Genomic DNA, 14,354 nt, shown 5'->3' with positions numbered 1-14,354 from the left:
TATGAATATATTAACGCTGCGACATCTCCTGCTAATCGCACATCTTTCCGGCTTTGTATTGATGGCCGGAACGACAATTACCGAATTTGTAGCCTTTCGTATTTTGATCTTCCAATTTAAATTTAACGGAGAGGTATCGGGTGGAATAACAAAGCTCATGTCAGGCCTAACTACAGTTTTAACGGCAGGCGGAATACTATTATCCCTTTCCGGAATAGGCTTGACATGGATAACGGGAGGCATTTTTCTGCATCAGGTATGGCTTCAGTTAAAGTTGTTATTAATCGTGGTGCTTGCACTCAATGGGGTCTTTTTTGGAGGGAGGCAGCTAAGGCAGATCGAAGACAAGTTGTCCAAAAACAGTATTGAGGCTGATGAGGAGATTAGCGGCCGGGTATTTAAACTGAATGTTTTTTATACCATGCAAATAGTGATATTCATTACTATTGTTACATTGGCGATTTTTAAACTAAATTAAAATTATACATTTATATCATTTGTAAAGTATTTGTTTCATTTTGCTCGGATAAGTATACCAATTGTTAAGTATTTAGTACCGATTATTGTTTTATTGGTAAAACAGGAATAAAAATCCGTAATCGACAACGGCTCAACGGACATTAGTAAGGCGAAAAATTTTTATCAGGGCATTTTAGGGCTGAATAAAATAATGGATCACAGATAGATCGCTAGTTACGGTTCTAATAGGAAGATGGACATTCAGATAAGTTTTGCCAATGAAGGTGGTTCTGGTACTGTTGTACCTGATTTATCCATTGAAGATAAAGTGCGCAAGCAGGTAAAACAGCACATACAAAAAGCTACAAATTACCATGATAAGCTGATGGTTTACGCGCAGGTTTACTATAGCTTTTAACAGGTCAAAATCGTTCCCAATTGGAGGCTGCCCTATCCTTAATACCGCCGTGGAGGCCGATGATACAAATCTTATTTAAAAGGAAAGGGCTGTCTGGGCTATACAGTGCTGGAAGAGATCGATAGAAAACCTCATAGCCGCAGGCATAAGAGCAGGCGCGTTTAGGCATGGTATTGATACCAATGAAATTTCCCTTGCTATGATAGCACTTATTGAGTGCGGTATTATGATTGCCAAGGTAACGGGACAACCTGCTAGCCTTAATACTGTTTTAAAAACGGTGAGCGATTTAGTAGCCGGATTAAAGCAATAGATTTAGCATATAAAAAAAGAGTTGCGCAAGCTGCTCTATTCAACTTTATGAAATTAACAGAATACAAGGCAGGTAAAAATTTAGCATCCTATATTGACGCCTACTACACATTAGAAACCGGTTTATTGTATCAGCCAGCTAACCGACAGGTGTTTGCTGATGGATGTACGGAGATATTTATTAATGTCGGCAATTCCAGACCGCGTATAAATACTGATACGGTCCTCGTTCCGGGAAATATCTACTTAGGTGGCACTATGACGGTTTCAAATACTGTCCGCAGCGTACCTGGAAGTCGTTTTATTGGCATCCGATTTAAGCCTTTTGGCCTGTCTGCTTTTTATAATATCCCATTAGACGAATTGGTTGATAAGATCATCGAATTTCCCGATAAGGAGCTTTATTCATTGGCTGAGATAGACGACGGCTTGATCAATCGGTTAGACCATTTTTTTCTCGGTAAGCTAAAATTGATAAAGCACAGTCCTATCATACCTATCACAGAAACCATCTTTTTAAGCAAGGGCATGGTTTCCGTAGATTATATAGCGAAAACTTACAACTTAAGCATAAGGACACTGGAAAGAATATTTATTAAAGACATCGGAATCCCGCCAACTGAATTAATTAAGATCATCAGGTTTAAGCAATCGGCAAATAAACTACAACAGGCGGAGTCTGCCATCACCCTTTTAAAGATTGCTATAGATACTGGCTATTACGATCATGCACATTTAAGTCGGGAAGTAAAAAAGTATAGCGGTATAACGCCCTCACAAATAGCCCGAAACGACAATTGCTTGTCATAAATACTAAAAAACTCAAAAGAAAGATGTTTATATGATTAACAATATATATTTCTGGTAACTCCCATAACAAAGTTCACTTTGTCGTTTTTATACAAACAGGCTTAAAGCAATGCCCTGTAGCTTTGTCGGGAAACAAAATCCCAAGAAATGGAAACTACAAAAGTTGTTGCAGAAAAATTAATAAAATATTTACGAAGACAGGATTTTATAACCGCTTATGAAGAATTGTTTAGCCCGGACGCCGTAAGTTTTGATCCTTTAAAACCTGATTCATCTCCTGTTAAAGGCCTTGCCGTACTAATTGACCATGAAAAAGCTTTTCTATTAAGAATAAAAATTTCTACTATAGAAATATCTGACCCGGTGTACTCAGGTTCCTATTTCGCTCTTAGTTTGTTTATGAAATTCACCTTAGAAGGTTCAGAAGTTAATTTTAATGAGTTGTGTGTCTATCAAGTTCAAAATGGTAAAATATCCAGTCAACAATTTTTTATAAATAATTAACTATCCTCTCCAACGAGGATTTTCAGCATTATTACATCAACTATTTATGAAAAAAATATTGGAATCTAACTACAAGGTTAGGATACAACATTGCGATCCATTCAACCATCTAAATAATATGTATTATTTGGATTACTTTTTTAATGCCCAGGTCGATCAGATGAAAGACGCATATGGCATTGATATGCTGTCGAATCTTGAAAGTCTTGGCCTCGTTTGGGTAGTAACTTGTAATCAAATAGCTTATTTAAAACCTGTCGGCATAACGGAAACTATACTTATCGATTCACAACTGATCGCAAAAACGCCGAGAAGCCTGGTGGTTGAAATGCGTATGTGGAATAAAAATAAAACCTTGGTAAAAGCACTGCTATGGACCGAGCTTGCATATTTTAATTTACGTACGCAAAGGGCGGCGCTTCATTCTGAGGACTTGACGGATTTTTTTGAAAGAATCCTTTTGCCATCGGATCATGACAATTTTAATGATCAACGGGCATTCCTTATCAGCCAAAATAGCAAACGAAATATTCGTTAAAACCTTACAAGCTTGCAGAAAGCTTTGAACTTTCTTGGTTATCAATGAATACGGGATACACCTATCTGGCGGTGGATATTTTCGGTTGGATATGGAATGTAATAGTCAAGGATGGGGCGTTCATTATGCAAAGTGTTATGAAAACAAACGACTCGTGTTCGCTTTCGTTACAAGTATCAATATATTAAGAATTTAATTTACTGACAATCAAATATTTATATAATTGGCATAATAGTTTCAAACTAAATTTTAGGATCGTTAAATTTAACAATTATGGTATGATTAAAAACTATTTAAAAACGGCATTCCGGGGATTTATGCGGCATAAACTGTTCACCGGCATTAATATTATCGGTTTATCTATAGGGATAAGCGCTTCGATTGTTATATTCCTTATCGTTTATCACGATTTTACTTTTGACAGGTTCCATAAGGATGGCGACCGGATATATCGCGTAATAACAGATTTTGAATATTACGGTGATCGTTTCTATAATTCCGGAGTACCCGGCCCTTTGTCCGAAGCTATACGGCATGAAGTTGCAGGGATAAAAGGAACGGCGCCTATTTACACACAGAGTTATGATGTGAACATACCTAGCGTAACGAAACAAAAGTTCAAAGAAAATAAGGAAGTAGTTTATGTCGATCAATATTATTTTAAGTTGTTCAATTATAAATGGCTCGTCGGCTCACCCCAAATGCTGGATCAGCCATACCAGGTTGTCCTTACTTCAGATCAAGCAAAGATATATTTCCCTCGCCTGTCGTATAATCAGATCATCGGTAAACAGGTGATTTATGCCGATACTATCCGAACAACGGTTGCGGGAGTAATAGAGAAATTCGAGCAAAATTCTGACCTGACGTTTCACGATTTTATATCATTTTCAACCACTCAGCGTGTAAACGATATTAAGCAGCAAAATTCAAGTTGGGATAATACTAACGGGGGGTCTCAGGTATTCATAAAGATTGCCGAAAACTCATCATCTATAGGTATCGAAAAGCAGGTGCAGCAACTCTTGTTAAAATACTTACCCGAACGTGCAAAACCAGGAGGCACTGGTTACAAATCAAAATTCCGGTTGCAGCCATTAAGCGATATCCACTTCAATGGGAATTATGGTGCGATCAACAACCCTACGGCAAATAAAACTATGCTGTACGGCCTTATTGCAATAGCTGCATTTCTACTGCTACTGGGCTGCATTAACTTTATTAATCTCACCACTGCGCAGGCATCCCAACGCGCAAAAGAAATAGGCGTTCGCAAAACAATGGGAGGTACCCGCTTGCAACTGATAGGGCAGTTCCTGAGCGAAACATTTCTTATAACGCTATTGGCAGTCATTATATCTATAATACTTGCGCCATTTATTCTAAAATTATTTTCCTATTTTATTTCAAAGGATGTCACATTAGATATTATTGGACACCCTATTATTATACTTTTTATTTTTTTGTTGGTGCTGATAGTAAGCTTTGTTGCAGGATTTTATCCGGCGATGGTATTGTCAGGCTACAAACCAATTACGGTACTGAAAAATCAATCCGCGGATGCCTCAACCACACGCAACGCCCGGCTGCGGAAAATGCTTACCGTAAGCCAACTTATTATAGCGCAGTTTTTTATTATGGCTACTATATTGATAAGTAAACAGGTGCATTACGCGCTAAACAAAGACCTTGGGTTTAAAAAAGACGCTATAGTGTATGTGCAACTTCCCTCGAAGTCGACAGTCGGCAAAAAACAGGTTTTTATGAATCAAGTAAAAAGTTTGCCGAAGGTGCAAATGTTAAGCTTAGGCGGCGATGTACCATCGTCAGGAGATTGGAGCTCAAACGATGCAACTTTTACGGATGGAAAAAAACAAATTAAAACACAACTTTATCATAAGTCGGGTGATGAAAATTATATTAAAGTATATAATGTAAAACTGATAGCAGGAAGAAACATTACCCTTTCCGATACAGCAGGCAATATGCTTATCAATAATAACTATGCACACATTTTGGGTTATACAAAACCAGCGCAGGCTATAGGAAAAACAATAACGTTCGGAACGACAATGCATAAAGTGATAGTTGGCGTGGTAGCAGATTTTCACCAGGCATCGTTGCATGCACCTATTAAGCCTATGGCTATTTATCCCCAGCAGCCCCAATATGAAAACACTTTACACATTGCCTTAACGGCACAAACAATGGGTGGAAATGAATGGAAAACGACTATAGACGGCATGCAAAAAGCATATAAAGACCAATATCCTGACGATGATTTTCAATGCATTTTTTTTGATGAAACCATAGCCAAAATGTATTCCAGCGAACAGCATATCTCTATATTGTTGACCTGGGCTACCAGTATATCTGTTTTTATAAGTTGCCTCGGCCTCTTTGGCCTGGCTATATTTACCACCAATCAGCGCACCAAAGAAATAGGTGTGCGCAAAATACTTGGCGCTTCGATAGCACAGATTGTCACTTTGCTTTCAACCGAATTGATGGGACTTATTCTGCTGGCATTCATTATTGTGAGCCCAATCGCTTGGTGGGCGATGCATAAATGGATGGAAAGCTTTGCCGACCGCACGTCAATTAGTTGGTGGATATTTGCAGTGTCTGGAGGTGGAATGTTGCTTATGGCAATGCTCACTTCGAGTTTTCAAACCGTTAAAGCTGCTGTTACAAATCCTGTAAAGAGTTTGAGAAGCGAATAGATTGATAAGTAGTTTGTTTACCGAGTAAATCTTTATTGATAACGTAACTCACCAAAGCTGCTAAACGGTTGATACCGGGTTCTGCCTTACAGGGCGGTCTTGCTGAGTATATGGTACTATAGTCACAAAGCATTATGAAGACGCCGGTTTTTTCAGGAAGAAGAGGCCTATTCATTCCCAAACGTCGCTTTAACGTTACGAAAGCCGCTCGTTAATTATGAACATTTGAAGGCTGGCAGAACCCTTCTTGTTCAGAAGTGAGGCGGTATTTCCGTATTCGGCATATCGCGGAGCAAACGAAAACATTGGAGCGGGTTTAATGCATCGACTGATAACCATCTATCTTTCAGGTATAGAGGTTGCTTGTTAAAATGCAAATTAAACCCAAAAGCACTCGCGTTGATTTTAGTTAATATAATATCTTTTTTTTAAAATCCAGGCAAGAAACGACAATGAGAGTAACACAATACTGCTCCAAATTATTTGTTGAACACTAAAATGAACGATGGTGTACCCACCCATCAGTGCACCTAAAGTAACAGCAAGGTTTCCACAGGAAGTAAAAATACTATTGATAAACTCAGGTTCTTCGTTCACAGCGGAAGTTACATTGATGTTACTGATAAGAAAACCACTGGTATGCACAAACCCCCACAGGCAAATAGTTATGATCATCAGTAGTTTTGATGGTCCTGCATAGAAAATCAAAATATGAACCAGCGTTAAAGCGACTATGAATCCGACGATAGTTAACATTATGTTTTTACCCATTAGTTTCCCGGCCAGCCAGTTTCCTGCAATGCCTGTAATTCCAAACAGTAGCAGCATAAGGCTAACAGTTTTATTACTCATATGTGTAACCTTTTCAAGGTATTCAGCCATATAGCTATAGGTGGAATACATGGCGGAAACCATTAGTAAAGTTAACAGCAAACTAATCCACAAACCCTTATTAAGAAGAACCTTGCCTGGCGAACCCGATCGCTCTGGGGCTTGTTTGGGTATGTTGGGTAAGAATAGTAACACTCCTAAACAAGAAACTATATTAATTGCTGCCGATAAAATAAAAGATGCTTGCCAGTTAAAAATAGTAGCTACGAATGTGGCTAATGGAACCCCAAATACGCTGGCGATAGTAAAGCCGGCAAATACTATGCTAACAGCTTGAGGGGCTTGATCTTCGGGGACAGAGTTAGCGGCCGTTGCTAACGCAATAGACCAAAAGACAGGATGCAGAAATGCCGGCAACATCCTGGCTAATAAAAGGATGGTGAAAGTAGGCGATATAGCCGAGATTATATTGGAAACCGCAAACACGGCTACCACTAATACCAGTAATTTTTTGCGGTCAAACGGGGAAAAAAGCATCATCATAAAAGGCGCAAATACTGCAATGATGATTGCAAAAGCACTTAGCAACCAACCTGCCTTATCAATAGTTATGTGGAAAGATGCTGCTATTTGCGGCAATATGCCGATTACTCCAAATTCAGTAGTCGCAATACCAAATATTCCTAAGGCTAAAACGTATAATAATGGTTTTTTCATAGAAGACGAATGATTTTTTACAAATTTGCATCATCTATATCTTGAAGGGCTCAAATGCACTTTTAAGTGATATACTATCAAAAAGGAAAGTATACTTAATATTAAAATATTACATCATGCCCGAATTTTTTCACGATCAGAAATTATACTATACACCTATTGAATTCGCGCTAAATCATATTGGAGGTACCTGGAAAATGCCTATTCTTTGGCGTCTCCAATACAAAGTACTTCGATATGGTGAACTGAAAAAGGATATTCCGCATATCACTCATAAAATGCTGGCCAGCCAGTTACGTGATATGGAACAAAAAGGAATGATTGAGCGTAAAGTTTATCCTGTCGTTCCACCTAAAGTAGAATACAGTCTGACCGAAAAAGGTTTAAAGGCAATTCCGGTGATTGAACATATAATGAAGTTTGGCTATGATATGATGAATGAAGCGGGTATTACGTTATGAATAACATTAGTGGAGATTCCGATGAAACGAATTAATCAGATAATCGATTAAATCAACCTTAGGTAGATATATTTCTCTGAATGAACTAGCCGCCGTGACTTTTTCCTTTTCACCGGATCTTTATTAGTGTAACGAGCAGCTTTGCACCATTTAAAGGAATTCTACTTGAACCTTACTTAAGCAACTTGTAAATTGCTTATTAGTTTTTAGTTGGCTAGGTAAATGGTTCAAATTATACCCAATTTTTGAGGGATATAATAATTCAATCTTGAAAAAGCTTTTTCAAGATTTTATCGCAATAGGCTAATTATCATCTATTCGATGAAAATATAAATAGAGTTTTTACAGCTAATCTGTGCAATATGGCAAATCAAAAATGTTTAATAGCTGTTTGAGATCTATCTATCCGAAACAAGAATTAGATATCATCTGGGTTGCCAAGTCTTTATCTAATATAACTTTTTGATTTCGGATATAGTAGATTTGGTTCATGATGATTTCATCAGGTATTAGTTGATTTTTCATTTTCCGATTCTATAAATTTCGATTGATTATAAGGTGCCAATTAGGCACCTTATATATTGAATGATTTAAATTCAGCGTACTTCTGTTTAAGAGCCGCCATATCCTGGCTAACTTTCAAATCCAATATTTTAGCGTAGTGTTGAGTGGTTTTAATATTGGTGTGACCTAACATTTTGCTAACCGTTTCAATAGGCACATTATTAGAAAGTGTGACTGTTGTAGCAAAAGTGTGCCTTGCCAAATGAAATGTTAGATGCTTAAAGACATCCGATAAGTCTGCTATCTCCTTTAAGTAAGCATTCATCTTTTGGTTGCTCAAAACCGGCAATAATAAGCCCTGATTTTCACATTGCGGGTGATCCTGATATCGGTTCAAAATTTCTAATGCTACAGGTAAAAGCGGTATCCTAGAAGAAGTATCTGTTTTTTGCCTGCTTGTAAATATCCATTGGCCACCGTCCATGCCTATACCTATCTCGTTTCTTCTTAGTTTTTTAACATCAGCATAAGATAATCCGGTATAGCAGCAAAAGACAAAAACATCCTGCACCTGTGTCAAACGTTCAACAACAAATTTTTTACTGGTAATGGCATCCAGTTCTTGTTGTGTTAAGTAAGTGCGCTCTTTTGCTTTTGCAGTAGATTTGAAATTGATAAACGGGTTCTGTTTCAGCCAATTGTTTGCAATACAGTGATTGACGATTTTTTTCAAATGCTTAATATATTTGGCTGCCGAGACCCCACTAATTTTACAATGGGCTTTTAGGTAAAATTCAAATCCAGTTATAAAGGCATGGTTTAACTGGCTAATTTCAATATCGGTTTTACCGTATTCTTTTTGTAAATAACCTGTAAGATGTTTTTCGGAAGTATTATATCCTTTTAATGTATTGGCTTCGAAACCGTTTCCTATTAATGCCTTTACTTTCGAATTATGTTCTTTGAATAATTGCATCAGGAAGTGGCTCTTTTGATTCTTTCCGGCAAATTCGTTGTGGAGGCTTTCGGTTGTTACCTGTTGGTTCGTATCAATTAATGCCTGTTGTGCATTCCGAAGTTTGGTTTGCAGGCTGTCGAGATAGTTGTTAAGTGACTTGATTTCTTCTTTGGTTCCAATTGCACGCCCCGCTTGGTTGTTCCATTTTACCGGATCACAATCGCGTCCTACGGATATATCTGCGCGTTTGCCACTAACGGTAATGCGCATGTAGATGGGCATTGCACCCCCTGTGTAGTTTTTTTGCTTTCTGATGTAGAAAAGCAGATGGAAATTACTCATAATTACAAGCTTAAAAAGTTAAACAAAAGTAAGTTTGTAGCCTGCTTTTATCAAGATGTTCACTCGCTGAGCAGGTTGACAATCAATTAATTATAAGCAATTCGGTGCGTAGTTATTTTCCACTTAGTTACGCACCGAATTACGCTCATTTTTGTTGCGCTTTAGTGCATAATATGGAGTTTTGATGCCAACAAAAAACCCTGCAAACTTTTGATTTGCAGGGTTTTAGCATCTTTTGGTATTGTTTTTTGTAGCCCGTAGGGGAATCGAACCCCTGTTTCTAGAATGAAAATCTAACGTCCTAACCCCTAGACGAACGGGCCATTTTTCGGTTGCGAAATTTGATATTTTAAATTTCGTTCCCCTTATTTTGGGAATGCAAAGATATACCTTTCCCGGTAAATTAAAAATAAAGTTTAAAAAAAATTCCTGTAAGGTTTTCGCTGCAGGCGCGACCATTTATGTGGCAGATATCATTTTTGATACCGCCAAACAAAAAATTGGCTTTTACTATTTATAATTCCGATACTGTTACGGTATATTTATAAACAAATCAACCTTTATATGAAAGCGATCTGGAACAACCAGGTTATTGCCGAAAGCGATAATACCATTGTTGTGGAAAATAACCACTATTTCCCTCAGCAAAGTATAAAACAAGAGTTTTTTAAGAAGTGCGCCACCCAAACTACCTGCCCCTGGAAAGGCCTTGCTTCTTATTATACTTTAGAAGTGGATGGCAAGCAAAACCCGGATGCGGCATGGTATTACCCTGAACCGAAACCGGCTGCCGCGAACATTACCAACTATGTTGCCTTTTGGAAAGGCGTAAAAATAACCGACTGATATGAAGCATTACGACGCAATTATTATCGGTTCGGGCCAGGCGGGTTCACCACTGGCGAAAAAACTGGCCAATGCAGGTAAAAAAACTTTGCTCGTAGAGAAACGTTTTATTGGCGGTACCTGTGTAAATGATGGCTGCACACCCACCAAAACCATGGTGGCCAGCGCCCGCCTCGCTTATTTGGCGGGCCGCTGCAACGATATGGGTATTACCATTAAAGGTTACACGGTAGACCTGAAACAGGTAAAAAAACGAGCGATGGGGATTGTAAGGAAATCACGGGAGGGAAGCCAGGCGGCGATGGAGAAAACAAAAAATCTCGATCTGTTTTTTGGCGAAGCTACTTTTATCGATAACAAAACTATCTCTGTAAACCCAAAAACAGGTAAAGCAAGGCAATTTAAAGCCGAACAGATCTTCATTAACGCGGGCTGCAAAACTATTATTCCTACAGACATTGAAGGGCTGGACGATATTGATTATTTAACCTCTACCTCTATCCTCGAACTGGAGAAGGTGCCTGAACATTTACTGATCATCGGAGGTAACTATATTGGGCTGGAGTTTGGGCAGATGTTCCGCAGGTTTGGCAGCCAGGTAACGGTGCTGGAGCGTTCGGGCAGGTTGATATCACGCGAGGATGAGGATATCTCCAAAGAAATAACCCGCATATTAGAAGATGAGGGCATCAAAGTGTTGAGTAATAGCAAGGCCATTAAATTTAAAAATAAAGGGAAAAACCAAATTACCGCTACGGTACAAACCGGCGATAAAGAAAGCAAAATAAAGTGCAGTCACGTGCTGATTGCCGTTGGGCGCTCGCCACAAACAGAACGGCTTGCGCTGGATAAAACGGGTGTGAAGCTCGACGAAAAGGGTTACATCAAAGTGAACGACAAACTGGAGACCAGCGAGCCGGGCATTTATGCCCTTGGCGATATTAAAGGTGGCCCTGCATTTACCCACATCGCTTATAACGATTATACTATTGTTTACCGTAATCTTATCGAAAAGCAGGACCTCAGCATTAAAGACCGCCCAGTGCCATACTGTATGTTCACCGACCCGGAGCTGGGCCGGATAGGTATCACCGAAAAAGAAGCGAAAGAGCAGGGCCTGAATGTAAAGGTGGCCAGGCTGCCTATGGCGCATGTAGCCAGGGCTTTAGAAACCGGCGATACCCGCGGGCTGATGAAGGCCGTTGTGGATGCCGACACCAAAAAGATCTTAGGCGCGGCTGTTGTGGGTACCGAAGGCGGCGAAATTATGACGGTACTGCAAATGGCCATGGAGGGCGGCATTACGTACGATAGAATCCGCTATTGCGTATTTGCACACCCCACGTACTCCGAATCATTAAATAACCTTTTTATGGCTTTGGAGGACTAATTGCCCGCTATGATAAAAGTTGAGCAACTGGTAAAAGCATTCGGTGCAACAAAGGCTGTTGATGGCATTTCTTTCGAGGTGGCAGAGGGCGAAACTTTGGCCTTGCTGGGTACAAGTGGCTGCGGAAAAACCACGACCTTGAAAATGCTTAACCGGCTGATAGAGCCTGATAGCGGCAGCATTGCTATCAACGGTAAAAATATTTTAGAAGAGAACCCCGAAACCCTCCGCCGGGGTATCGGTTATGTGTTGCAGAACAACGGGTTGTTTCCCCATTATACGGTGGCAGAGAACATCGCCATTGTGCCGCAGCTGTTGAAATGGGACAAGGCCAAAACAGATAAACGTATAAACGAGTTGCTGGAAAAACTGCATCTCTCCAAAGAGTATCTTAACGCCTACCCAAGCGAGCTAAGCGGAGGCCAGCAGCAGCGGATAGGCCTTGCCCGGGCACTAATTGCCGACCCTCCGGTGTTGCTGATGGACGAACCTTTTGGCGCATTGGATAACGTCACCCGATCCAAAATACACAGTGAGTTTAAAGTGCTGGACGAACTGAAGCGCAAAACCATCATCCTGGTAACACACGATGTGCAGGAAGCGTTTGAACTGGCAGGCCGAATCGCTTTGATGGATAAAGGCAAAATTGTACAAATAGGCACACCTGCCGAATTGTTGTTTAACCCGGCGAACGATTTTGTAAGCGATTTTTTGCAGGAACAACGTCTGCAATTGGAATTTAAGGCGATTAAAATCACCGACCTGTGGGAGCACCTGCCGAAGGGTAGTCGAAAAACAAATACCTCCTCACTTTCTGCCGAGTCAGATTTTTGGACAGTGTTGGAACAATTCCGATTTATTAAGGGCGAGAATCTCAACATACTCAACCAGCAAAATAAAGAAGTAAAAACTATCACTTTTGAAGCTTTGATGGCGGCTTATTCACAATATAAAAACCTGCAGCCGCATGAATGAGCAACAACAGTCGCTTTGGGGGTTTATGAGCCAGCAGGCAGATAAACTGGGCGTACAAACGCTGCAGCATATCGGGCTTACGTTTATTTCGCTTTTCATCGCCGTGCTTATTGGTTTACCGCTGGGCATTTATATCACGCGCAAAAAAAGTTTGTCGGGCCTGGTGTTGGGTATCGCTGGCATACTGCAAACCATCCCCAGCATTGCGTTACTTGGGTTCATGATCCCTTTGTTAGGCATCGGCGCTAAGCCGGCTATTGTAGCTTTATTGCTTTATGCCTTGCTACCTATCATTCGCAATACTTATACCGGCATAACCGGGGTAGATGCAACGGTGAAAGAGGCTGCCGTAGCCATGGGGATGAGCAAGTGGCAGGTATTATTTAAGGTAGAGCTCCCTTTGGCTATGCCGGTGATTTTGGCGGGTATCCGTACCGCTACCGTCATTAATGTTGGTGTGGCTACGCTGGCGTCCTATATTGCCGCGGGTGGCTTAGGCGAGTTTATTTTCGGCGGGATCTCGCTTAATAATACCAACATGATTTTGGCAGGGGCCATCCCGGCGGCGTTGCTGGCCATTATTTTCGATTTTCTGCTCTCGCTCGTTCAAAAACTCAATTTTAAAAAGATAAAAGGCGCGGTTAAAATTGCGCCGGTAGCGCTGCTGATACTTTCCTGCCTGTATTTTATTCCATCAGCCTATGGCAGCAAATTAACCGCTGGTTTTACGCCCGAATTTATGGGCAGGCAAGATGGTAACCTGGGGCTGCAAAGCAAGTATGGCTTAAAGATCCACACTATCGTGATCAGCGATGCGGTGATGTATAAGGCCGCGCAGGAAAAAGAACTGGATGTGATCAGCGGTTACTCTACCGATGGGCGGTTAAAAGCATACGACCTCATTGTTTTGGATGATGATAAAAAGATCTTTCCGCCTTATTACGCTGCTCCTGTTGTTCGGGAGGATGCGCTAAGGAAATTTCCCGAACTGGAAAAAACGCTGAACCTGCTATCCGGTTTTATCACCGATTCCATCATGACTGAACTGAACTATAAAACCGATTATCTGCACCAATCGCCAGAGCGGGTGGCAAAGGACTTTTTGGTCGCGAAGAAATTGTACAGGGCTGATAAGGGCGGTAAAGCAGGCGTAGTGCGCATCGGCTCTAAAATATTTGGCGAGCAATACATTTTAGCCAGCATGTACACCATGCTGATCAAAGGCTATACCAATTACGATGTCGCGACCAAAACCGGGCTTGGCGGCACAAAAATTGTGTTTGACGCGCTGACTAATGATCAGATCGACTTCTACCCCGAATACACTGGTACGGGGCTGTTAGCCATACTTCAGGCACCGCCAAAAACGGTTACCCAACTGCAGGTAAGCAAGGATAGCACCTACAATTACGTAGCGCGTGAATTTGAAAAGCGGTACCAGCTCAAGTGGCTTAAGCCCATCGGCTTTAATAATGCTTATGCCTTAATGATGCGCGAAAAACAGGCAAAAGAGTTACATATCAAAACAATTTCTAACCTCAAACGATATTTGGATAGCAAATAATA

Annotated in this window: 13 protein-coding genes, 1 tRNA gene and 1 pseudogene; 12 read left to right on the top strand and 3 right to left on the bottom strand. The window is 40.5% G+C overall.

Features of this window, described 5'->3' with window-relative positions:
* Window position 1: 1 nt before the first annotated feature.
* The 7 genes and pseudogenes from EPL05_RS05970 to EPL05_RS05950 all read left to right on the top strand — a co-directional run bounded on the left by EPL05_RS05970 (window position 2) and on the right by EPL05_RS05950 (window position 5,764).
* Window positions 2-478: a DUF2214 family protein gene (locus EPL05_RS05970; protein ID WP_128533032.1), complete on the top strand. Its 477-nt coding sequence runs from the start codon at window positions 2-4 to the stop codon at window positions 476-478.
* A gap of 234 nt (window positions 479-712) precedes the next feature.
* Window positions 713-877, top strand: coding sequence for a VOC family protein (locus tag EPL05_RS23900; protein WP_166727639.1), 165 nt, complete (start codon window positions 713-715; stop codon window positions 875-877).
* A 94-nt stretch (window positions 878-971) separates the two neighbouring features.
* A pseudogene (locus EPL05_RS24605) lies at window positions 972-1,190 on the top strand (TetR family transcriptional regulator C-terminal domain-containing protein); the annotation flags it as partial.
* Window positions 1,191-1,237: 47 nt separating this feature from the next.
* Window positions 1,238-1,999: a helix-turn-helix domain-containing protein gene (locus EPL05_RS05965; protein ID WP_128533031.1), complete on the top strand. Its 762-nt coding sequence runs from the start codon at window positions 1,238-1,240 to the stop codon at window positions 1,997-1,999.
* 147 nt (window positions 2,000-2,146) lie between these two features.
* On the top strand, window positions 2,147-2,503 hold the full coding sequence (locus EPL05_RS05960) for a nuclear transport factor 2 family protein (protein WP_128533030.1): 357 nt from the start codon (window positions 2,147-2,149) through the stop codon (window positions 2,501-2,503).
* Between the two features lie 46 nt (window positions 2,504-2,549).
* Window positions 2,550-3,041 carry an acyl-CoA thioesterase gene (locus EPL05_RS05955; RefSeq protein WP_128533029.1) on the top strand — a complete coding sequence of 164 codons (492 nt, stop codon included), beginning with the start codon at window positions 2,550-2,552 and terminating at the stop codon, window positions 3,039-3,041.
* Window positions 3,042-3,319: 278 nt separating this feature from the next.
* Window positions 3,320-5,764, top strand: a complete 2,445-nt coding sequence (locus EPL05_RS05950; RefSeq protein WP_128533028.1) for an ABC transporter permease — start codon at window positions 3,320-3,322, stop codon at window positions 5,762-5,764.
* 405 nt (window positions 5,765-6,169) lie between these two features.
* On the opposite strand, the gene EPL05_RS05945 is transcribed toward EPL05_RS05950, so the two are convergent.
* Entirely contained in the window at window positions 6,170-7,312 is a 1,143-nt protein-coding gene (locus EPL05_RS05945; protein ID WP_128533027.1) for an MFS transporter, read from the bottom strand.
* A 116-nt stretch (window positions 7,313-7,428) separates the two neighbouring features.
* Here EPL05_RS05945 and EPL05_RS05940 point away from each other — a divergent pair, with 116 nt between their 5' ends.
* Window positions 7,429-7,773, top strand: coding sequence for a winged helix-turn-helix transcriptional regulator (locus EPL05_RS05940; RefSeq protein WP_128533026.1), 345 nt, complete (start codon window positions 7,429-7,431; stop codon window positions 7,771-7,773).
* 574 nt (window positions 7,774-8,347) lie between these two features.
* Here the strand turns inward: EPL05_RS05940 and EPL05_RS05935 are convergent.
* Together EPL05_RS05935 and EPL05_RS05930 are read right to left on the bottom strand one after the other, a co-directional pair.
* Complete coding sequence (locus tag EPL05_RS05935; protein WP_317127883.1) at window positions 8,348-9,577, bottom strand: site-specific integrase; 1,230 nt, start codon at window positions 9,575-9,577, stop codon at window positions 8,348-8,350.
* 251 nt (window positions 9,578-9,828) lie between these two features.
* Window positions 9,829-9,900 (bottom strand) — tRNA-Glu (locus EPL05_RS05930).
* 241 nt (window positions 9,901-10,141) lie between these two features.
* On the opposite strand from EPL05_RS05930, the gene EPL05_RS05925 reads away from it, so the two are divergent.
* The 4 genes from EPL05_RS05925 to EPL05_RS05910 are packed head-to-tail and all read left to right on the top strand — an operon-like array spanning window position 10,142 to window position 14,352.
* Window positions 10,142-10,423 carry a DUF427 domain-containing protein gene (locus tag EPL05_RS05925; protein ID WP_128533024.1) on the top strand — a complete coding sequence of 94 codons (282 nt, stop codon included), beginning with the start codon at window positions 10,142-10,144 and terminating at the stop codon, window positions 10,421-10,423.
* A gap of 1 nt (window position 10,424) precedes the next feature.
* On the top strand, window positions 10,425-11,813 hold the full coding sequence (lpdA, locus tag EPL05_RS05920) for a dihydrolipoyl dehydrogenase (RefSeq protein WP_128533023.1): 1,389 nt from the start codon (window positions 10,425-10,427) through the stop codon (window positions 11,811-11,813).
* A gap of 9 nt (window positions 11,814-11,822) precedes the next feature.
* Complete coding sequence (locus EPL05_RS05915) at window positions 11,823-12,788, top strand: ABC transporter ATP-binding protein (protein WP_128533022.1); 966 nt, start codon at window positions 11,823-11,825, stop codon at window positions 12,786-12,788.
* A complete protein-coding gene (locus tag EPL05_RS05910; protein ID WP_128533021.1) occupies window positions 12,781-14,352 on the top strand; it encodes an ABC transporter permease/substrate-binding protein in 1,572 nt (523 codons plus the stop codon). Before EPL05_RS05915 ends, EPL05_RS05910 begins: the two co-directional genes overlap by 8 nt.
* Window positions 14,353-14,354 lie beyond the last annotated feature (2 nt).

Source organism: Mucilaginibacter gilvus, assembly GCF_004054195.1.
Classification (GTDB): Bacteria; Bacteroidota; Bacteroidia; order Sphingobacteriales; family Sphingobacteriaceae; genus Mucilaginibacter; species Mucilaginibacter gilvus.
This window is presented reverse-complemented; position numbering and strand designations above follow the sequence as displayed.

Excerpts from the sequence above, each read along its gene's own strand:
- EPL05_RS05970 (WP_128533032.1), top strand. The coding sequence starts at position 2 with ATGAATATATTAACGCTGCGACATCTCCTGCTAATCGCACATCTTTCC.
- EPL05_RS23900 (WP_166727639.1), top strand. The coding sequence starts at position 713 with ATGGACATTCAGATAAGTTTTGCCAATGAAGGTGGTTCTGGTACTGTT.
- EPL05_RS05965 (WP_128533031.1), top strand. The coding sequence starts at position 1,238 with ATGAAATTAACAGAATACAAGGCAGGTAAAAATTTAGCATCCTATATT.
- EPL05_RS05960 (WP_128533030.1), top strand. The coding sequence starts at position 2,147 with ATGGAAACTACAAAAGTTGTTGCAGAAAAATTAATAAAATATTTACGA.
- EPL05_RS05955 (WP_128533029.1), top strand. The coding sequence starts at position 2,550 with ATGAAAAAAATATTGGAATCTAACTACAAGGTTAGGATACAACATTGC.
- EPL05_RS05950 (WP_128533028.1), top strand. The coding sequence starts at position 3,320 with ATGATTAAAAACTATTTAAAAACGGCATTCCGGGGATTTATGCGGCAT.
- EPL05_RS05945 (WP_128533027.1), bottom strand. The coding sequence starts at position 7,312 with ATGAAAAAACCATTATTATACGTTTTAGCCTTAGGAATATTTGGTATT.
- EPL05_RS05940 (WP_128533026.1), top strand. The coding sequence starts at position 7,429 with ATGCCCGAATTTTTTCACGATCAGAAATTATACTATACACCTATTGAA.
- EPL05_RS05935 (WP_317127883.1), bottom strand. The coding sequence starts at position 9,577 with ATGAGTAATTTCCATCTGCTTTTCTACATCAGAAAGCAAAAAAACTAC.
- EPL05_RS05925 (WP_128533024.1), top strand. The coding sequence starts at position 10,142 with ATGAAAGCGATCTGGAACAACCAGGTTATTGCCGAAAGCGATAATACC.
- lpdA (WP_128533023.1), top strand. The coding sequence starts at position 10,425 with ATGAAGCATTACGACGCAATTATTATCGGTTCGGGCCAGGCGGGTTCA.
- EPL05_RS05915 (WP_128533022.1), top strand. The coding sequence starts at position 11,823 with ATGATAAAAGTTGAGCAACTGGTAAAAGCATTCGGTGCAACAAAGGCT.
- EPL05_RS05910 (WP_128533021.1), top strand. The coding sequence starts at position 12,781 with ATGAATGAGCAACAACAGTCGCTTTGGGGGTTTATGAGCCAGCAGGCA.